The sequence below is a fragment of the Bradyrhizobium sp. NBAIM14 genome (assembly GCF_020193895.1).
Lineage (GTDB): Bacteria > Pseudomonadota > Alphaproteobacteria > Rhizobiales > Xanthobacteraceae > Bradyrhizobium > Bradyrhizobium yuanmingense.
This window is the reverse complement of record NZ_JADYVQ010000028.1, coordinates 1-19,991: the sequence shown is the minus strand read 5'-3', so window position 1 is coordinate 19,991 and position 19,991 is coordinate 1. Positions and strand designations below refer to the sequence as shown.

The following is a 19,991-nucleotide window of genomic DNA, read 5'->3' as shown; positions in this document are numbered from 1 at the left end:
TCAAGGTCAGAACAGTTGACCTATTATTTACAAATTTTACAAAGTGACATGTATTACACGTTCAGATGTTACATGACATCACCAATAAAAAACAAGCCATCTGTACGAACTTTTCCTTTTCGCGTTTAGCTTCTGACACGCATCTCGCAATGCATTGTCAAGAATGTCGATGGCTGCTCGCCATCGTCAGCGAAAGGATCAGGCACATGAATTACCAGCCCCGCGGTATCAGCACCCTCCAGGGTCCGTCCTCGTATCAGGACGAGGTCAAGGCGGCTCAGGCGCTCCTCGAGACCCAGCCGACCTGGAACGGCGTGTCGGCCGAGGCCGTCGCGCGCATGCGCCTGCAGAACCGTTTCAAGACCGGCCTCGACATCGCCCGCTACACCGCGGCCGTGATGCGCGCCGACATGGCCGCCTATGACAAGGATCCCACCAAGTACACCCAGTCGCTGGGCTGCTGGCACGGCTTCATCGCCCAGCAGAAGCTGATCTCGGTCAAGAAGCACTTCGGCGGCAAGACCGACCGCACCTATCTCTATCTCTCCGGCTGGATGATCGCGGCGCTGCGCTCCGAATTCGGTCCGCTGCCCGATCAGTCCATGCACGAGAAGACCGCGGTGCCGGCGCTGATCGAGGAGCTCTACACCTTCCTGCGTCAGGCCGATTCGCGCGAGCTCAACGACATCTTCCGTCTGCTCGACAAGGCGCGCAAGGAAGGCGACAAGAACCGCGAGAAGGAGCTGATCGAGAAGATCGACAACTTCCAGACCCACGTCGTCCCCGTCATCGCCGACATCGACGCCGGCTTCGGCAACGCGGAGGCGACCTATCTGCTCGCCAAGAAGATGATCGAGGCGGGCGCCTGCGCGCTGCAGATCGAGAACCAAGTCTCGGACGAGAAGCAGTGCGGCCATCAGGACGGCAAGGTCACCGTGCCGCATGACGTCTTCCTGGCGAAGATCCGTGCCTGCCGCCACGCCTTCCTCGAGCTCGGCGTCGAAGACGGCATCGTCGTGACCCGCACCGACTCGCTCGGCGCCGGCCTGACGCAGCAGATCGCGGTTAGCCACAAGCCCGGCGACATCGGCGACCAGTACAACAGCTTCCTCGATTGCGAGGAAATCACCGCGGAGAACGCCAAGAACGGCGACGTCATCATCAACCGCAACGGCAAGCTGATGCGTCCGAAGCGGCTGCCCTCCAACCTCTACCAGTTCCGCCCCGGCACCGGTGCAGACCGCTGCGTGCTCGATTGCATCACCTCGCTGCAGAACGGCGCCGACCTGCTCTGGATCGAGACCGAGAAGCCGCATATCGAGCAGATCGCCAGCATGGTCGACCGCATCCGCAAGGTGGTGCCGAACGCCAAGCTCGCCTACAACAACTCGCCGTCGTTCAACTGGACCCTCAACTTCCGTTGGCAGGTCTACGACGCGATGAAGGAAGCGGGCCAGGACGTCAGCAAGTACAACCGTGCCGAGCTGATGAAGGCGGAGTACGACGACACGCCGCTGGCGAAGGAAGCCGACGAGCGCATCCGTACCTTCCAGGCGGATTCGGCCAAGCGCGCCGGCATCTTCCACCACCTGATCACGCTGCCGACCTATCACACGGCCGCGCTCTCGACCGACAATCTCGCCCGCGAGTATTTCGGCGAGCAGGGCATGCTGGGCTACGTCAAGAACGTCCAGCGCGCCGAGATCCGTCAGGGCATCGCCTGCGTGAAGCACCAGAACATGGCCGGCTCCGACATCGGCGACGACCACAAGGAGTACTTCGCGGGCGAAGCTGCGCTGAAGGCGGGCGGCGTCCACAACACGATGAACCAGTTCGGCTAACGGCGGATCGGACCGATCTGGAAGCCAGGTTGGAGTCCAGGCCGGTCACGCACCTCAACAGGAGACTGACAATGACCAAAGGCAGCAATTTCTGGGTGATCGGCGGCGAGTTCGGTTCGATGAACTTCCACAAGCTCGTGGAAGGCTCGGCCCAGGTCAAAGGTCCGTTCAAGACCCGCAAGGAAGCCGAAGAGTGCTGGAAGGAAGTCTCGGAAGAAAGCCGTCACAAGGCCGGCGTCCGCTTCTCGATCGTGGAAGAGCCCTCGCGGGTCTCGGCCTGATCGCCCCGACTTAAGAAGACGTCCAAGGACGGATGGTCCCATCCAGGCCCTGCCTGGGTGGGATCGTCTGTTTTTGGCACAGGTGAAACGGCTGTGGGCGCCGTAAGTCTCTGGAATTGTAGGCCTTTGCGGAGGGTTTGGTTGCTGATAGGTTAATGGGGATAAGTCGAGGACGAGGCCGACAATGTCAGAGCCCGAGACCAGCGGGACCGATCCCGGCCAGCCGCGCCCGGTGCGGCTGCGCGATGCGCTGCTGCGCGCGCGGATCGAGGCGGCCGACCGCACCGGCGTCGTCGTCGATTTGCGCGACGCCGAGGTGGCACGGCTCGAGATCCTCAACGACGCGCTCGATCCCCTGTTCGCGCAGGTGCCTAATCAGATCGACCTGTTCGACCGCGGCATCAGCCAGGGCGATACGCCGCGGCTGTGGATCGACGTCGTCGCCCACATCGTGATGGGCCGCGACAAGCGGATGTACCGCTTCGTCCAGGACACCCGCTTCGGCCGCATCGTGCTCGCCGAATCGCACGACACCGCCGTGATCGTCGAGGCCGTCACCGGCTATGTCGCGCGCCGCATGGTCGAGCGCGAGCGGGCGATGGTGGTCGCGCCCGAACCGCAGGCCCCGGCCGCCGCGCCGCCGCGCCGCTCGCGCCTGTGGCCGTTCGTGTTCGGCTTCGTGCTGGGCGCGGCCGCGCTGTTCGGACTTGCAGTGCTGGCAGTCTTGCGGAACTGGTGAGGCTCTCTCCGCCGTCATTGCGAGGAGCCCTTGCGACGAAGCAATCCAGACTGCCTCCGCGGAGATTCCTGGATTGCTTCGCTGCGCTCGCAATGACGACCGGGGACTAAATCAACCGCACATGCTTGATCTGTCCGATCTGAAATCCAGCTCCGAGGCTTCGCACCGTCTGCTCGCAGCGCCAGCCGGCATTGTCCTTCTCGATGGTGAACAGATTGTACGCCGCCGCCGGATAACGTCCGTGCGCCAGCGCGGAGGCCGACGGCACGCCGAGCGCGGGAATGTTGCCGTTCGGACCCTCGAACCACATCGTCGAATGAATGTGGTCGTGCCCGTGCAGGACCAGCTCGACGCCGTGGCGCTTCAACAGTCCCAGCAATTCCGGCGCGTCCGTCATCCGCTTCGCCCGCGCGCTGGACTTCAGCGGATGATGCACCAGCAGCACGCGGAAGACGTCTTCCGCGGCGAGCCGCTCGAGCACCTCCGCAAGCGCGGCGAGCTGATCGCGCCCGAGCGTGCCGGTCGCCATCAGCGGCAGGGTCGGCACCGCCGTGGACAGGCTGATCAGGGCAAGCGGCCCGCGCCGGCGCACCGCTGGGAAGGCTGCGCCGCCGGGTGTGTCCGCGGCGATGTAGTGCAGGAACGTCTCGCCGAAGCGATGACGCGTCGCGCTGACATAGGCGTCGTGATTGCCGGGGATCGCGGTCACGCGGTCGGGCGGGCCGACGCTTTCGAGCCAGGCCAGCGCCGGTGCGAACTCCGCCTCAAGCGCCAGGTTGACGAGATCGCCCGTCACTGCGATGTGGTCGGGCGCCTGCGCCTTCATGTCGGCGACGAGCGCGTCGAGCACCTCGCGGCGCTGGTACTTGTGGCGGTTGCGCGTCCAGTTGACATAGCCGAACGCGCGCTTGCCCGCGAGCTCGATCAGCCGCGGCTTCGGCAAAGGCGCCAGATGCGGATCGGACAGGTGGGCGAGCGTGAAGGGAGCCAGCGTGAAGGGAGTCATGGCGCGCGAATGCCTCGCTATTGCTCCGCTGTAATGGCAAGGTCGCGCGCCCCGCGCAAGCAGGGCCTGAAACAGGGGGCGTCAAGGAGCCTGATGGGAGAACGTCTGAACCGAGCCCGACGGAAGGCCGAGCCGCTGCTGCGGCGGTTCTTGCACGGCTATTTCCTGCTCGTCCGCGGCATGACGCTCGGCGTCCGTGCCGTGGTGCTGGATGCCGACAATCGCGTCTTCCTGGTCAGGCATAGCTACGTCAGCGGCTGGTATTTGCCTGGCGGCGGCGTCGATTTCGGCGAGACCATGGAAGAGGCGTTGCGGCGCGAGCTCAAGGAGGAGGGCGACATCGATCTGACCGGCGAGGCGATCCTGCACGGCGTCTTCCTCAACAGCCACGTCTCCCGCCGCGACCACGTCGCGGTCTACGTGGTCAGGCAGTTCAGGCAGGACCGCGTCCCTGAGCCCAACCGCGAGATCGTCGAATGCGGGTTCTTCGACAATGCCGCATTGCCCGAGGGCACCACGCCCGGCACGCGGCTGCGAATCGCCGAAGTGCTCGATGGCAGGCCCGTTATTGCGACGTGGCGCTGAGGGCGGCTTGTGCTAGTAACCCGCTCGACGCGCACGGCAGGCCACGCCGCTCGGGCGCGAGCCGACAAGCCTCGGAGTGCTGCCCTGATGAGCTCAACGCAACTTCGCATCGCGGTGCTGGTGCCCTGCTACAACGAGGAGGCCGCGGTCGCGACCGTCGTTGCCGATTTCCGCAAGGCGCTGCCCGCGGCGGAGATCTACGTCTACGACAACAATTCGCGCGACCGGACCGCCGCGGTCGCGCGCGAAGCCGGTGCGATCGTGCGCAGCGAGCGCCGACAGGGCAAGGGCCACGTCGTGCGCCGCATGTTCGCGGACGTCGAGGCCGACGTCTATGTGCTGGTCGATGGCGATGCCACCTACGATGCGCCGAGCGCACCCATCATGATCGACAAGCTGCTCGACGAGCATCTCGACATGGTGGTCGGGCTTCGCGTCGATCAGGTCCAGGCTGCCTACCGGCTCGGCCACCGCACCGGCAACCGCATGCTGACCGGCTTCCTGTCCGACACCTTCGGCCACGCTTTCAAGGACCTCCTGTCCGGCTACCGGGTGTTCTCGCGCCGCTTCGTCAAATCCTTTCCCGTCCTCTCCGACGGCTTCGAGATCGAGACCGAGCTTGCGGTCTATGCGCTGGAATTGTCGCTGCCGGTTGCCGAGGTCGAGACGCCCTATTATGCGCGCCCCGAAGGCTCGTTCTCCAAGCTCAACACCTGGCGCGACGGCTTTCGCATCCTCGGCACCATGCTGAAGCTCTATCGCAGCGAGCGGCCGTTGCGCTTCTTCACGGTGATCGGAATCCTGCTGGCGCTGGCGTCGATCATCTTCGCGATTCCGATCGTGATCACCTTCATCGAAACCGGCCTCGTGCCGCGCCTGCCCACTGCCGTGCTGTCGATGGGCCTGATGATCATGGCCTTGCTGTCGGTGTCGTCAGGGCTCGTGCTCGATACGGTGACGCGAGGGCGGCGGGAGATGAAGATGCTGGCCTATCTGTCCCAGCCGGCGTCGAAACGGAACGCAGGTTGAGCCAGGCTTGCACTTCGCCCGCCGGGAGGTAAACGGGGCACCGCCGCCGCCCATGGACCTTCGCAGGCGCAAGTGCTACTCCGCGAATTGACATGAACGATCTCTCACTGACCATTCTTCCCGAAGCCGCCGGCGACGCTCAGGCGATCGAGCGGCTGCACGAACGCACCTTCGGCCCCGGCCGCTTCGTGCTGAGCGCCTACCGGATCCGCGAGCACGTCGACCATCTGCTCGAACTGTCCTTCACGGCCCGTATCGGCACGCTCCTGGTCGGCTCCGTCAGGCAATTGCCGATTCTGATCGGCCAAACGCCGGCGCTGCTGCTCGGGCCGCTCACCGTCGAGCCGCCGTTCCGCGATCGCGGCATCGGCCGTCAGTTGATGGAGCGCGCGCTGAAGGACGCCAGGGAAAAAGGCCACCGCCTCGTGCTGCTGGTCGGCGACGAGCCCTACTACAGCCGCGTCGGCTTCAAGCAGGTCGCCAAGGGCCGCGTCACCATGCCGGGTCCCGTCGATGCCGCGCGCATCCTGGTGTTCGAGCTCGTCGACGGCGCCTTCGAGGGCGTGTCGGGCGCGGTCGGCCCGGACTGGAGCAAAGCGCGGACATAGGAGCGGCGCGCGTCGTTGGAAACGCCGTAGCCCGGATGGAGCGCAGCGCAATCCGGGAAGGTCTTCCGCAACGAGAGAACCCCGGATTACGCTACGCTCCATCCGGGCTACGACACTGCTCGTATCTCATCCGGCTAAGAGACCGTCGAGAAGACGCGCGGCTGCGCGCGTCATACTCCGTCATTGCGAGCGCAGCGAAGCAATCCTGAGTCTTTCCGCGGAGGCGGTCTGGATTGCTTCGTCGCAAGGGCTCCTCGCAATGACGGCGCGTGTCGTTACCTAGAACTTGAAGTTCGCGAACGCCCTGACGCCGATGCCGGGCAACAGCACCTGGTCCTTATTGAAGGAGACGGCATTGCGGATATTCTCGTTCAACAGGTTGTTGCCGACGAGCCCGACATGCATCTCGCGCGCGCCGAACCAACGTTGATCGAGCTGCGTTTTGTAGCTGACCTCGGCCCTTAGCAGGTTGTAGCCGGGCGTCGGCGTCTCCGCGATCGGTGCGATGTCGTTTTGCGCGAACGCGTGCAGCAGGTTGATCCGGGCAAACCATTCGGCGTCGCGATAGTACACACCACCGCCCAGCCGCTGGGGCGGAATGCGTGGCACGTTAGTGCCGTCGTCGAAGGTCGCGCGCACGATGTCGTATTGACCCTCGATGCCCCAGATCCCGTTCCAGACCGGCATCACGTCGTACTGGAACTGGAATTCGCCGCCCCGGAATGTCGCGTCGCGCTGCGAATAGACCGCCTGATTCAGTTCGAGGCCAGCGCCAAGCTGGCAAACGCCGTCCTCACACGTGTTGCCGGTCAGGCGCCGGTAGATAAAGCCGTTGAACTTGGTGTAGTAGCCGGTGATTTCGAAGCGAAGCGGCCCCACTGCCCGTCGCAGTCCCGCCTCGACCGACTTGGCGGTCTCGATGCCGAGATTGGGATTGCCTATGTCGAACGTGGTGGTGGCATCGTGGCCGCCGCGCGAGAACAATTCCGCCGGTTTCGGCGCACGCTCGACATATTGGCCGGTGACGCTGGCGACCAGATCCCAAGGAAGGTTGTGGATCAGGCCGATGCTCCCGCTCACCGGCGTGAAGTTGCGGTTGACCGCTGTTGCGGGGCCGATCGCGGCCGGATCGACGGCGAGGTCGAACACATCGGGGACGAAGGCCGGCGCCGTGCCGCTCAACCTTGCGCTCTCGACGCGCCCGGCGATCTGGGCCTTGGTAGCTTCGCTGAACTTGAACTCATTGAAGATGTACCCGGCGACCTTTGTGTTCTTGTTCGGATCGAACAGTCCGTTGATCGGGCTGCCTGGATCGTCCGGACTCGGCGCGGTCAGCTTCTGGTGCGACGCCTGGACGCCCACAGCGGTGGTCAGCGCAGCAAAGCGGACGTCGAACGGCGCAAGCTGCACCTCGACGCGGCCTTCCTGTTCCTTGTTGGTGAAGGTTTGTCTCACGCCGAGGGAGCCGAGGTCGGCAGAGTCGGCGAGCCCGACCTCATCGTGCTTATAGTCGGTGGCGCTGGCCCAGAACCGGATCGCATCGATCGCCGCCGCATCCGGCCGATACTCGCCTTTTGTCGTGAACTTTGTTTGTCGTCCGTCGATCCGCGTCAGGAACTCGCTGCCCTCGATACCGGGAATGTGATAGAGCGCGTTGTGCTGCGTGATCGCCGCGCCCACGTAGCCGCCGTCGAAGATGTAGGAGCCGCCGACAGATCCGCCGTAGGCCTGCGATGCCGAATTCGGCTGGCGTCCGTTGAACGGCAGCGTCGGGTCCGTCAAGAACGGATAGCTCGGGATGTTGTAGTCGCCGGCCTTGCGGCCAAAGGCATCGGCGTGGAAGGCAAAGTTGCCGCCGCCGGCATCGAGCAGCACGGCACCTTCGGTCCCGCGATCGACCGAAGTTACGGCCGTCCGCGTTTCCGCGGTGATGCAGCCCGGCGATCCCACGTTTGCCAGCGGCGCCTTGGTCGGGAGTCCGTAAGTCGGAAAGGGCGCCGTGCAGGACGGCAAGGCATCCGGAATTCGATTGTTGGTTGCGCTGACCACGCCACCGATCGCGGTGGAGCCGTAGCGCAGCGTCGCCGGTCCGCGGATGACCTCGACCTGGGTGGCTGCCAGCGGATCAATCGGCACGAAGTGATCCTCGCCGAGATCGGACGCGCCGTTGCTGCCTGTTCCGTTCTCGATAATGCCGACCCGGTTGGTGTCGAGCCCGCGAATGATCGGGCGGCTGGATGCGCCGGGTGCGTATTCAGAGCCGGTGATGCCGGGCTTGGAGAACAGGAGATCGCCGAGCGTGCCGCCGCCGTTGCGCCGAATCTCCTCGTTCGGCACCACGGTGACGGTCGCAAATTGATCGGTCACAACAGGCAGCACGCCTTGCTGAGGCGCGGCGGGCACGGGAGCTGCCGGTGCCGCTTCAGCTGCCTGCTCGCGGCTGCGCACCCGCGCGGTCCGCGTGCCGCGGCCTGCGTTGCGGGTCGGCACCACTGCTCTGCGTACGATCGGGCTTGGCGCCGTTACGGTGATGGCGGGGAGCTCGGTCGACGATTTGTCTTGTGCCGGCTGTTGTGCCGGTCGTTGTGCCGAGTCCTGGGCGAACGCGGATGTGGCGGCGGCGCCGAGCAGGAGCAGGCTTGCTCCGCCAAGGCGCTGCGCGCGTCGCAATTGAAATGACATGGTCCTGATTCCACTCAGGCGCCGTCCGGATGATGCTCTGCTGATCGGAGGCGGCCTGCCGTCGCGACGCGACGGAATTCGACTTCAACTTCTCCCAGGCACTTGCCGATGTGCGGCGAGGCTGGGTGTGATCAAGCGTTGGAGTCAGGACGCAGGAGGGGCGCGCGGCTGGAACGCCGTGCGGGCCGATGTCAGATGAGCGAACTCGGCGTCGAGGCTGCGCCGGAGCAGCTCGATCGCCTGCGGCAGCAACAGCACGGGCGGCGTCGCCGACACGATCGTGCCCGCCATCGCAATGATGGCGCAGATGGCGCAACTCTCGTCGCGCGAATGCTCGCGCTCGGGACTTGAGGGCGATTGCTTCTCGACGGCGGCGCCGTCGGTTGCTGCAACGTCCTTGGCGCCGCCTTCGATGTGCTGGACCGATGATTGAGCAAAAGGCGCGGCCTGCGCGAACCAATGGCTGTGGCCGAACGTCAGCGCGAGCTGCACCAGCATCGCGAACAACGCGAGCCGGGCGCCGTGCCTGCTATTCGACCGGAACCACTTCATCTGGAAAACGCCACCCCCACACCGAGGCGTCAATCCCAGGACGCCGCGATGTTATAGTATAACATCGCCCGACCGGTTCACCGATGTCAACGGCGGGGGGATCGGCGCATGCAAGCCGCCAAGCCGATGTGTCGTTCGGGCAACTACCGCCCCTCGCGCACCCAGGTCGCCGCAAATGCGCCGAGCAGCAGCAGCAGGCCGATCAGGCCGGAGAAGATCGGCAGCACGCCGACGCCCTTGACCACGCTGGCATCGCGCATCCGCACACCCATCCACCCGTCGCCGTGGAACATGCCGACCGAGCGCACCGGCAGGATGCGCGGCAGCTCGACGCTCGAGCTAGTAGCCACGCGCACGGCATCGCCGCCCGTCGCCTGTGTCAGCGGCTTCAACGTATCGACCGTGGAGGTGACTTCCGAAAATTCCTTCGGATTGGTCGGGCCGACATTGATCAGCGCTTTCAGCGTGCCGTCGGTGGCCTGCCACAGGCCGAGCTCGCTCGCCGGCAGGCTGGCGCGCCACTCGCCGGGATCGCCGGCGCTCAGCGTCAGATCCTGCGACACGCCCGACGGCGATGTCACGCTGACGGGCTGGACGCTGTCCGCCATGGTCTGACGCACCACGACGAGGTCCTTGCCCTGCACCTGGAGGCGCAACGCCTCCTCGTCGAGATCAGGCTGCTTCATCAGCCAGTGCGACATCCGCCGCAGCAGGTCGAGATGCGGACCGCCGCCCTCATAGCCGCGCGCCCACAGCCAGATGTGGTCGGACAGCAGGAGCGCGACGCGGCCCTCGCCGAAGCGCGACAGGAACAGCAGCGGCTTGCCGTCGACGCCGGTCATGACGGGCGGGTTGACCGCATTGCGGGTATCGACGGTGCGGAAGAACCGGCTCCAGCGCGGCGGCTCGCTGGCGGAGCCTTCCAGCCCGCGCGTGACGGGATGGCGTTTGCCGAGGTCGGACAGATGCGCATAGAACGGCTTCTCGGTGACGCCGACCGGTTCGGCCGGCAGCACCGAATCGAGCGGCGTGCGCCAGATGCTGCTGTTCGAGGCATAGTCGGGGCCGGCCGAGACCAGCACGGCGCCGCCTGCGCGCACGTAACGCGCCATGTTCTCGAAATAGGGGATCGGCAGCACGCCCTGGCGGGCATAGCGGTCGAAGATGATCAGCTGGAATTCGTTGATCTTCTGCTGGAACAGCTCGCGGGTCGGAAACGCGATCAGCGACAATTCGTTGATCGGCGTGCCGTCCTGCTTCTCCGGCGGGCGCAGAATGGTGAAATGCACGAGGTCGACGCTGGCGTCGGACTTGAGCAGGTTGCGCCAGGTGCGCTCGCCCGAATGCGGCTCGCCCGAGACCAGCAGCACGCGCAGCTTGTCGCGCACGCCGTCGATGGCGACGACGGCGCGATTGTTCACCGGCGTCAATTCGCGTTCGAGCGGCGAGGCCTCGATCTCGACGATGTTCGGCCCGGCATGCTTGATGTCGACGTCGACGCTCGCGGCCTGGCCGCTGGAGAGCGTGCGCTCGTTGATGACCTCGCCGTCGCGGCGGACCGTGACCCTGGCGCGCTCGCCGGTGACACCCTGGTCGTCGAGGCGGTAGGAGATGGTCTGGCTCTGCCCGACGATCCCGAAGCGCGGCGCGGCGGTGATCGCGATGCGGCGGTCGCGCTCGTCCTTCTGGCCCGTGACCAGCGCGTGCACCGGCGCCTGGAAGCCGAGCGCGGCGGCGTTCGCGGGAATGTCGTGGACGCGGCCGTCGGTGATCAGGAACGCGCCGGCGACGCGGTCGACCGGGACGTCCGCCAAGGCCGAGGCCAGCGCGCCGAACAGCTTGGTGCCGTCGGTCTCGCCGTCGGCCTGTCCGGCTTCGACGACACGGACCTCGAGGCCCTTGATCTTCTTCAGGCTGTCGACCAGCGCCTCCTGCGCTTGCGCAGCTTCGCGATTGCGGTTGCCGAAGTTCTGGCTCGGGCTCTTGTCGACAACAACAGCGGCGACCGAGGTAAGGGGATCGCGGTCCTCGCGGGTGAAGGAGGGATTGGCGAGCGCCAGCAGGAACAGCGCCAGCGCGGCCACGCGCACCGCGGCCCCGCGCGCGCGCGCCACCAGCAGCACGAGCGCGACAATGACGATCGCGGCGAGCGCGAGCCACAGCACGATGGTAGGAACAAGCGGTGTGAACGCGATACCGTAGTTCATGTCGATCCTATTGCCCCAGCCGTTCGATCAGCGCCGGAGCGTGCACCTGGTCGGCTTTGTAGTTGCCGGTCAGCGTGTACATCACGATGTTGGCGCCGGCGCGGTAGGCGAATTCGCGCTGGCGGGGGTCGCCGCCGGTCACCGGCAGCATGGCCTGTCCGTCGGGCCGCACCGCCCAGGCGCCGGCCAGGTCGTTCGAGGTGATGATGATTGGGGAGACGCCGTCGCCGCCGCGTGCCGGCCGTTGCGCGCTCTCATCGTCGTCTTCGCGCGGCAAGGTCTCGACCCAGGTCTGGCCGGCAGTGAAGCGGCCGGGGAAGTCGCGCAGCAGATAGAAGGTCTTGGTCAGCACATGCTCGCGCGGCACCGGCTCGAGCTCGGGCACGTCGAGCGAGGACAGGATCTCGCGCAGCGTCTGCATCGCTGGGGTCTGCGCCGCGCCGTTGGCGCCGGGCGGCGCCTCGATCGCGTCGCGGGTGTCGAAGAGCACGGTGCCGCCCTGCTTCATGTAGACGTCGATCTTGTTGATGGCGTCCTGCGGCGGCTTCGGCGCGCCCGGCACGATCGGCCAGTAGATCAGCGGGAAGAACGCGAGCTCGTCGCGCGCGGGATCGACGCCGACGGGATCACCGGCCTCGAGCGCCGTGCGCTGGGCCAGGAACAGCGTCAGCCCGTTCATTCCCGCCTTGACGATGGAATCGACATCCGCATTGCCCGTGACGACATAGGCGAGGCGGGTCTGCGACACCGACTTCATCGCGAACTCGTCCGTGACGCCGTCGGCGCGCGACGGCGCCGGCGAGAGCGCCGCGAATCCCGCGAGCAGGACCAGCACGATCATCGCGGGCGCGGCGCGGCGGCGCAGCAGCGCGGCAATGCCGCCGCCGAGCACCGCGATGATGATGGCGTCGATCAGGAACAGCGCGAGCGCCGTCGACAGCAGCCAGCCGCGCAAATCGCGCGGCTCGGCATTGGTGTAGGTGGCGTGCCGGGCGCGGAGGCTCGCGGTGTTCAGGGCGGCGATGCGGTCGGCGCTGGCAAGCGTGTTCACGGCGAGCGGTCCTTCTGCCGGGCCGTAGAAGCCGGGCGGATGATCTGATGTGGCGCGGTCGCGGTAATCCGCAGGAAGCGGCTTGGCCGTCGCGGGCGGCGGACCGAACGCGCCAAATCCGTCGAGGATGTGCAGCGGCGCCACGGTCTCAGCGGTCGCTTCGCCGGCAACGCCAGCGCCTGGCTTCGCGGTGTAGCCGGACATGTCGACCACCCGCCGCAGCATTTCGACGAAGGTGCCCGACATCGGCAGATCCGACCAGCGCATGTCGGCGCTGACGTGGAACAGGCTGACGAGGCCCTTGCCGCGATGTTCGCCGGTGACGAGTGGCGTGCCGTCTTCCAGCGAGGCCCAGCTCTTGGTGGCGAGCACGGCGTCGGGCTCGGCCAGCACCTGGCGGCTCACGGTGACGTCCTTGGGCACCGCGACGCCGGCGAACGGGCCATCGACGGCGAAGGAGGCGAGATGCTGCGGCTTCTCCCAGGTTAGGCTGCCGCCGAGCGTGCGGCCGCCCTTGCGCAGCTTGACCGGCACGAGGTCGTCCTCCGCCTGTGCCAGCCGGGGCCCAGCGAACCGCACCAGCACGCCGCCCTGGTCGACCCAGGCATTGAGGCGTTCGCGCAGCTCGGGGGCGATGGTGCCGACATCGGCGAGGATGATCATCGGCAGCTTCTGGTCGAGGAACTGCGTGATGCCCTGCTGCGGCGAGCCCTTGTCGGCGAGCCGGACGTCGGCGAACGGCGCCAGCGCGCGGGTGAGATAGAAGGTCGGCGCCAGCAGTGGCTGCGCGGTCTCGCTGGTCGCGCCCGAGATGATGCCGATGGCGCGGCGGCGCCAGCGCTTGTCGAGCAGCTGCACCGCGCCGGCCGAGCGCTCGCCGGAGATTTCGAGCCGCGTGATGTCGTTGCGCAGCTCGACCGGCAGGTCGAACGCCGCCTCGGTTTCCTTGTCCTGCGGGCCGAACGAATAGCGCGCTTCGCCGATCGGCGACGCCTTCTGGTCCAGCGCGCGTACCGTGCCGACCGCAATCCCGCTGTCGGTGCGCAGCACCTTCACCGTCATCTTCGCTGCGGCGTTCTCGGCGGCGACCAGGGCCAGCGGCGAGGAGGTGCCGCCTGCGAACACGGTCAGGCTGCGGTCGCCGATGGTCTTGCCGAGGCCGGCCACGAAGTCCTCGCCGCGGCCGGTGTCGACGCCGTCCGAGAGCCAGGCGATCTCGCAGTCGCCGGTGACCTTGAGGAAACGGTCGACCGCGGCCAGCGTCTCGACGCGGTCGATCGAATAGGGCTTTGGCGCCAGCTGCCGCAGCGCGACGCGCGCCGCACCCGCCGGCATCAGCGTGATGTCGCGGTTCGGCTCGGACAGCGGCACCAGCGCGATGCCGCGGCCGTCATTGTCGGCATTGGCGATAAGCTCATCGGCGGTCCTGATCCTGACGTCCCAGTGCGATGCGGCGCTCCAGCCGTCGTCGAACATGATCATCAGCGGCGCCTTGCTCCCGGCGACGCCCGTTTGCGGATTCCAGATCGGGCCGGCGGCGGCGAAGATCACCAGCGCGGCGGCGAGCAGGCGAAGCGCGGTCAGCCACCACGGCGTCCGTGAGGGCGTCTCTTCGCGCGGCGTGATGTCGAACAACAGCCGCGTCGGCGGAAACTCGATGCGGCGCGGCCGCGGCGGCATCACGCGCAGGAGCCACCACAGCACGGGCAGGCTGACGAGGCCGATCAGGAGCAGCGGTTGCGTGAAGGCGAGCGGCAATCCCATCATGCGGCAGGCCCCGCCTTGATCGTCGTGGTGCGTGCGCCGGACTTGCTCACCTGCATGCCGGCATGCAGGAACAGCAAGAGTTCGGCGGCGGAGCGGTCGGTCGCGTGCGTCGTGAACAGCCAGTCGAGCTTGTTGGTCTCGGCACGGATCTGGTCGCGGTGCAGCGCAAGCCGCGCGGTGTAATCCTGCGCCCAGCTCTCGGCGCGGCCGGCGGTGATCACGCCAAAACCTTCGGGCTCGACGAACTCGACGCGGCCGGAATAGGGGAACGATTCCTCGGCGGGATCGACCACCTGCACCATCGTGCCGTGCGCGCCGGAGCTGGACAGCCCGGCGAGCGTCGTCCTGATCTCGGCGATCGGCGACCAGAAATCCGACAGCACGATGATCTCGGCCAGCGCGGCCGGAACGAAGGATGGCGGCAGGCTCAGTCGGTCTGCATCGTCATGCAGCATCGCCTGCGCCATCCTGTCGATGACGCTGCGGCTTGCGGTCGGCGCCATCAGCCCGGGAATGCCGACGCGCTCGCCGCCGGCGACGAGCAGCTCGGCCAGTGCGAAGGCGACGATCAGCGTCCGCTCGAGCTTGGACTCGCGCGCGGTCTTCGAGGCGAACGCCATCGAGGGCGAGCGGTCCGGCCAGATCCAGACCGTGTGCGAGGCTTCCCATTCCAGCTCGCGCACGTAGAGATGGTCGTCGCGCGCCGAGCGGCGCCAGTCGACGTTCTGCGACGGTTCGCCCGAGACGAAGCGGCGGTACTGCCAGAAGTTTTCGCCCGAGCCGGCGCGGCGCCGTCCATGCAGGCCGTGGATGACGTTGGCGGCGATGCGGCGGGCCTCGAGCACCAAGCGCGGCAACGAAGCGGCGAGCGTGCGGCTTTCGCCATCGGCACGTCGGATCGCCAATATCTCCTTCGCTGCCCGCCCGTTCTCCGCTGCCATCAACCGATCCGTGTCTTCAATTGCCGGATCACGTCCGGAATCGTGCGGCCTTCGGCGCGCGCCTGGAACGTCAGCGCCATGCGGTGCTTCAGCACGGGCTCGGCAAGGTCGAGCACGTCGTCGATCGAGGGTGCCAGGCGCCCGTCGATCAGCGCACGCGCGCGTACCGCCAGCATCAGGGATTGGCTGGCGCGCGGGCCGGGACCCCAGGCAATGAACTTGCCGGCTTCGCCGGAGTCCGGACCCGGGCGGGCCGAGCGCACCAGCGAGAGAATTGCTTCCACCACGGAATCGCCGACCGGCAGGCGCCGGATCAGGCGCTGCGCGGTGATCAGCGCATCCGGCGTCATCGCGCCCTTGGCCAGCGTCTCCTCCGCGCCCGTGGTTTCAAACAGGATGCGGCGCTCGGCATCGCGGTCGGGATAGTCGACGTCGATCTCCATCAGGAAGCGGTCGAGCTGGGCTTCGGGCAGCGGATAGGTGCCTTCCTGCTCCAGCGGGTTCTGCGTCGCGAGCACGTGGAAGGGTTTCGGCAGATCGTGACGCGCGCCGGCGACGGTGATGTGCTGCTCCTGCATCGCTTGCAACAACGCCGATTGCGTGCGCGGTGAGGCGCGGTTGATCTCGTCGGCCATCAGGAGCTGCGCGAACACGGGACCGGCAATGAAGCGGAAGGCGCGCCTTCCCGCGGTGCTCTCCTCCAGCACTTCGGCGCCGAGAATGTCGGAGGGCATCAAATCGGGCGTGAACTGGATGCGCTTGGCATCGAGACCGAGCGTGACGCCGAGCGTCTCGACCAGCTTGGTCTTGGCAAGGCCGGGCACGCCGATCAGGAGCGCATGGCCGCCGGAGAGGATGGTGACCAGCGTGTTCTCGATCACGCGATCCTGGCCGAAGATGACCGAGGCGATCGCGTCCTTGGCCGCGCGAACCTGGCTCGACACCTGCTCGGCCGAACGGACGATCCCGTCCTCGAGTTTCTCGACACTCTCCGCCATTCGCTTGCTCCTTCAGCCTGTGCAACGCGGCTTGCTTGCATCGTCAGCCTGTCACGTCAGGTCATCACGCCAGATCATGGGCCCCATGCTAGACTTGCAGGAAAGCCATGTATTCGTTGAATTAACCTATCCCCACCTTATCGGCTTCGGGGTATGTACGGCATCACGAAGTGGCGACCTCCACACCGGGCTATTCCGGATGGAACCGCGCACCTAAGTACAACGTAGACCTGCACCAATCGTGCCAATCACAAAGTCAGGGCAAACCATGGCGAACCAAGGGCAGAGCGCCGATCGGGGTCTCGAGGGACTGACTGCCGCCGCCAAAAGCGCTGCCAATGCCGAAGGCGCCAAGAAAGGCCTGCCTCCGGTGCATCTGTGGAATCCGCCGTTTTGCGGCGATCTCGACATCCGAATCGCCTCCGATGGTACTTGGTTCTACATGGGGACGCCAATCGGGCGTCCCGCCCTGGTGCGGCTGTTTTCGACCATTCTCAAGCGCGAGGGCGACAAGCATTTCCTGGTCACGCCGGTGGAGAAGGTCGGTATCCGCGTCGACGATGCGCCGTTCATGGCGGTCGAGATGCAGAAGGACGGCGAGGGCAGCCATCGCGTGCTGCACTTCCGCACCAATGTCGACGACTGGGTCACCTGCGACGCGGCGCACCGGCTGCGCTTCGAGCAGGCGGAGGATGGCGGGCTGACGCCCTATCTGCACGTCCGTGCCGACCTCTGGGCCAAGGTGACGCGCGCGCTCTATTACGATCTGGTTGACATGGGCGAGGAGCGGATGGTCGATGGCCAGCCGATGTTCGGTGTCGAGTCGGCCGGCGAGTTCTTCGCCATGGCCGATGCGGAGCAGGTGAGGGCGGCGCTTTGAATTTGAACAACCCTATCCTGACGAACGAGCCGGTCGCGCTTGGCGCTGCGGATTTCTTCGCCCGCTCCAAGGCGAGGCTCGGCTTCGACGTGCCGCCCGGCCTCTATGATCCCAACATCATCCCCGCCTCGGGCGATCCCGGCACCGACAAGATGCTCGAGATCATCGCGCGCGAGCAGCCGGTGCGTCCCGCAGCGGTCCTGATCGCGGTGGTCGACCATCCCGAGCCCACCATCCTGCTGACGCAGCGCTCGGCGCATCTCAACGACCATGCCGGCCAGATCGCCTTTCCCGGCGGCAAGATCGACGCGATCGATGCCTCGCCGCTCGATGCGGCGCTGCGCGAGGCCGAGGAGGAGGTCGGGCTGGCACGCGACTTCGTCGAGCCGCTCGGCTATCTCGATCTCTACGGCACCGCTTTCGGCTTCCGCATCCTGCCGACGGTTGCCAGGGTCAGGCCGGGCTTTTCGCTCAGCATCAACCATTCCGAGGTTGATGATGCCTTCGAGGTGCCGCTATCCTTCCTGATGAATCCGGTGAACCACCAGGTGCACAGCAAGGAATTCCGCGGCACGCCGCGGTCCTACTACGCGATGCCGTTCGCGGAACGCTACATCTGGGGGGCGACGGCGGGCATGCTGCGTGTGCTGTATGAGCGGATCTATTCGTCATGATCCGGACGGTTCTGACCGAGATCGGAATCTTCCTCATCCCCTTTGCCGTCTATGCGCTGTTCCTGGCGGCGACGCGGTCCGGTGTGTTCGCACGCTCCTCATGGCCGGTCGCGATCGTCGCGCGTCTTGCGCTGGTGGCGATCGTGCTGGTCATCGCCGGCCTCATCGGCTTGGCGGAGTTCTCCGGCGCGCCGCCGGATTCGACCTACGTCCCCGCCCATATCGAGGACGGCAAGCTCGTGCCGGGCACGGAAAAGTAGGGGCGGGTCCATGAGCGCGGAGCCTTTACTCGCCGATGCGCCCTGGCTGACCGCAGGCGGCACCGCGCGCGTCCTGGCGCTGCTCGGCACCGATGGCGAGGAGGCGCGTGTGGTCGGCGGCGCCGTGCGCAACGCGCTGCTCGGCCTTGCGCCGGGTGACATCGACATCGCGACCACGGCGCTGCCCGACGAGGTGATACGGCGGGCCAAGGCTGCCGGCATCAAGAGCGTGCCGACCGGCATCGACCACGGCACCGTTACGCTGGTGATCGATGCCCACCCCTATGAAGTCACGACGTTGCGCGAGGATACCGAAACCTTCGGCCGCAAGGCCAAGGTCGCGTTCGGCCGCGACTGGGTGAAGGATGCCGAGCGGCGCGACTTCACCATGAACGGCCTGTCGGTCGATGCACGCGGTGTGGTTTACGATTATGTCGGCGGCATCAACGACGCCAAAGCGCGGCGCGTGCGCTTCATCGGCGATCCCGACCAGCGCATCGCCGAGGATTACTTACGCATCCTGCGCTTCTTCCGCATCCATGCCGCCTTCGGCGCCGGCGATCCCGACCCGGACGGCTATCTCGCCTGCATCCGCCGACGCGCGGGCCTGGCCAGCCTGTCGGCCGAGCGGGTGCGCATGGAGATGGTCAAGCTGCTGGTCGCCGGCGGTGCGGCTGCGGCCGTGCGAGCCATGGCCGAGGGCGGATTGCTGCAGGCGTTGACTGGCGGCGTCGTCTATACGGGTCCCCTGGACACGATGATCGCGATCGAGCGCGAACTCGGCCTCAGGCCCAGCAGCACGCGGCGCCTGGCCGCGCTCTCGGTCGCCGTCACCGAAGACGCCAAGCGCCTCGCCGTGCGCCTGCGGCTCTCCAATGCCGAGGCCAAGGCGCTGGATTCGATGGGGCACCGCTGGTGGCGCCTCGCCACCAAGGACGAAGCCAATGCACGGCGCTTGCTGTACCGGCTCGGGCCCGAGAGCTATCACGATCGCGTATTGCTTGGCTGGGCACGCAACGGCGGCGACGTCACCTCGATACGCTGGCGCGCGCTTGCCGAGCTGCCGCAGCGCTGGACCGCGCCGAAATTTCCGCTGAAGGCCGCCGACTTCATCGCCCGCGGTCTCGCCGAAGGACCTGCGCTCGGCCATGTGTTGGCGCTCGCTGAAGACGCTTGGCTCGCAGCGGATTTCCCGCTGGAAGAAGCCGCGCTCGCTACGCTCGCCGATCAAGCCGTGGCCCGCATCAGAGGCGGCCAGAAAGATTGACCATCGTCTCGGGCTTCGCCGATATCTCGCTTCTGCAGCTTCTGCTTCGGTATGGCCGTGCCCGGCGTTCTTCGCCAAGGCCTTCGTCGATGCCGGTGCACATCCGCACCGCGATCCTCGATGCCGCCGTGATCACCGGCGGGCTGGTGATGATCTCGGCAGCGGCGAGGCAGCTCGTGGTCTAACGACGCCGGCTGAAAATGGCGTTCTTGGCGTCTGAGGAGCATCTGATGTCGCGAAAATCTGGCGGCGTCGCGTCAGGCGAACTTCGCGCGCACAAACCGTGTTCCGCAGTTCCACGCTGTGTCGCCGACGCTACAGCAATATTGCGAGACCACCTCTATACCTTGGCTTAAGCGGTGCCGCCTTGTCACGCGCACAGCGTTCGAGGGAAGTCATGAAATCCATTGTCTCCAAATCCATCGTCTCTGCTGCCCTTCTGGCCTCGGCTGTGTGTCTCTCCCACGCCGCCTCCGCGGCCGATCTTGCCAGGGCCTACACCAAGGCGCCGCCCGCGCCGGTCGCATTCAGCTGGACCGGTTTTTACGCCGGCGTGCATGGCGGTTATGGCTGGAGCGATCCGACGGCGACCTTCGATCCCGGCGCGCTCGCAACCGGGACGG

At 66.4% G+C, this 19,991-nt stretch carries 17 protein-coding genes and 2 pseudogenes; 12 read left to right on the top strand and 7 right to left on the bottom strand.

All coding sequences use genetic code 11. The features are described 5' to 3' along the window. The first annotated feature begins 206 nt into the window (after positions 1-206). The 3 genes from I6F28_RS34555 (at position 207) to I6F28_RS34545 (ending at position 2,861) form a co-directional block, all read left to right on the top strand. Positions 207-1,841, top strand: a complete 1,635-nt coding sequence (locus I6F28_RS34555; RefSeq protein ID WP_036037085.1) for an isocitrate lyase — start codon at positions 207-209, stop codon at positions 1,839-1,841. Between the two features lie 71 nt (positions 1,842-1,912). Next, a complete protein-coding gene (locus I6F28_RS34550) occupies positions 1,913-2,122 on the top strand; it encodes a DUF4170 domain-containing protein (protein WP_036013800.1) in 210 nt (69 codons plus the stop codon). Positions 2,123-2,306: 184 nt separating this feature from the next. Then, on the top strand, positions 2,307-2,861 hold the full coding sequence (locus I6F28_RS34545) for a hypothetical protein (protein WP_225143351.1): 555 nt from the start codon (positions 2,307-2,309) through the stop codon (positions 2,859-2,861). A gap of 106 nt (positions 2,862-2,967) precedes the next feature. Here the strand turns inward: I6F28_RS34545 and I6F28_RS34540 are convergent, their stop codons facing one another. After that, positions 2,968-3,852, bottom strand: coding sequence for a metallophosphoesterase family protein (locus I6F28_RS34540; RefSeq protein WP_225143366.1), 885 nt, complete (start codon positions 3,850-3,852; stop codon positions 2,968-2,970). 108 nt (positions 3,853-3,960) lie between these two features. On the opposite strand from I6F28_RS34540, the gene I6F28_RS34535 reads away from it, so the two are divergent. The 3 genes from I6F28_RS34535 to I6F28_RS34525 all read left to right on the top strand — a co-directional run bounded on the left by I6F28_RS34535 (position 3,961) and on the right by I6F28_RS34525 (position 6,089). Then, positions 3,961-4,452 carry an NUDIX domain-containing protein gene (locus I6F28_RS34535; RefSeq protein WP_036013806.1) on the top strand — a complete coding sequence of 164 codons (492 nt, stop codon included), beginning with the start codon at positions 3,961-3,963 and terminating at the stop codon, positions 4,450-4,452. A gap of 87 nt (positions 4,453-4,539) precedes the next feature. After that, entirely contained in the window at positions 4,540-5,481 is a 942-nt protein-coding gene (locus I6F28_RS34530) for a glycosyltransferase family 2 protein (RefSeq protein ID WP_225143349.1), read from the top strand. Positions 5,482-5,573: 92 nt separating this feature from the next. Beyond that, complete coding sequence (locus I6F28_RS34525; protein WP_225143347.1) at positions 5,574-6,089, top strand: GNAT family N-acetyltransferase; 516 nt, start codon at positions 5,574-5,576, stop codon at positions 6,087-6,089. 279 nt (positions 6,090-6,368) lie between these two features. On the opposite strand, the gene I6F28_RS34520 is transcribed toward I6F28_RS34525, so the two are convergent. The 6 genes from I6F28_RS34520 to I6F28_RS34495 form a co-directional block, all read right to left on the bottom strand. Then, positions 6,369-8,771: a TonB-dependent receptor gene (locus I6F28_RS34520; RefSeq protein WP_225143345.1), complete on the bottom strand. Its 2,403-nt coding sequence runs from the start codon at positions 8,769-8,771 to the stop codon at positions 6,369-6,371. Positions 8,772-8,915: 144 nt separating this feature from the next. Beyond that, positions 8,916-9,323 (bottom strand): DUF2946 domain-containing protein, encoded by a 408-nt coding sequence (locus I6F28_RS34515; RefSeq protein ID WP_225143343.1) that lies wholly within the window; start codon positions 9,321-9,323, stop codon positions 8,916-8,918. A gap of 143 nt (positions 9,324-9,466) precedes the next feature. Beyond that, complete coding sequence (locus tag I6F28_RS34510) at positions 9,467-11,530, bottom strand: hypothetical protein (RefSeq protein ID WP_225143342.1); 2,064 nt, start codon at positions 11,528-11,530, stop codon at positions 9,467-9,469. Positions 11,531-11,537: 7 nt separating this feature from the next. After that, positions 11,538-14,348, bottom strand: coding sequence for a DUF4159 domain-containing protein (locus tag I6F28_RS34505; protein WP_225143340.1), 2,811 nt, complete (start codon positions 14,346-14,348; stop codon positions 11,538-11,540). Beyond that, the gene (locus I6F28_RS34500) at positions 14,345-15,289 is read right to left on the bottom strand and encodes a DUF58 domain-containing protein (RefSeq protein ID WP_036013782.1); all 945 of its coding nucleotides are present in this window, start codon (positions 15,287-15,289) and stop codon (positions 14,345-14,347) included. Before I6F28_RS34500 ends, I6F28_RS34505 begins: the two co-directional genes overlap by 4 nt. Further along, positions 15,289-16,287, bottom strand: a complete 999-nt coding sequence (locus I6F28_RS34495; RefSeq protein WP_225143339.1) for an AAA family ATPase — start codon at positions 16,285-16,287, stop codon at positions 15,289-15,291. The genes I6F28_RS34500 and I6F28_RS34495 overlap by 1 nt, the downstream gene beginning before the upstream one ends. Before the next feature lie 268 nt (positions 16,288-16,555). Between I6F28_RS34495 and I6F28_RS34490 the strand changes: the two genes are divergently transcribed. From I6F28_RS34490 to I6F28_RS34465, 6 genes and pseudogenes are all read left to right on the top strand, one after another. Next, complete coding sequence (locus tag I6F28_RS34490; protein ID WP_225143183.1) at positions 16,556-17,167, top strand: DUF1285 domain-containing protein; 612 nt, start codon at positions 16,556-16,558, stop codon at positions 17,165-17,167. A 2-nt stretch (positions 17,168-17,169) separates the two neighbouring features. Beyond that, on the top strand, positions 17,170-17,841 hold the full coding sequence (locus tag I6F28_RS34485) for a CoA pyrophosphatase (RefSeq protein WP_057026264.1): 672 nt from the start codon (positions 17,170-17,172) through the stop codon (positions 17,839-17,841). Further along, positions 17,838-18,101: a DUF6111 family protein gene (locus tag I6F28_RS34480; protein ID WP_036013774.1), complete on the top strand. Its 264-nt coding sequence runs from the start codon at positions 17,838-17,840 to the stop codon at positions 18,099-18,101. The genes I6F28_RS34485 and I6F28_RS34480 overlap by 4 nt, the downstream gene beginning before the upstream one ends. Positions 18,102-18,111: 10 nt before the next feature. Next, on the top strand, positions 18,112-19,368 hold the full coding sequence (locus I6F28_RS34475; RefSeq protein ID WP_225143181.1) for a CCA tRNA nucleotidyltransferase: 1,257 nt from the start codon (positions 18,112-18,114) through the stop codon (positions 19,366-19,368). Between the two features lie 89 nt (positions 19,369-19,457). Then, positions 19,458-19,553, top strand: a pseudogene (locus tag I6F28_RS37670) (sulfite exporter TauE/SafE family protein); the annotation flags it as partial. Positions 19,554-19,765: 212 nt separating this feature from the next. Next, positions 19,766-19,991 (top strand): annotated as a pseudogene (locus I6F28_RS34465) (hypothetical protein); the annotation flags it as partial.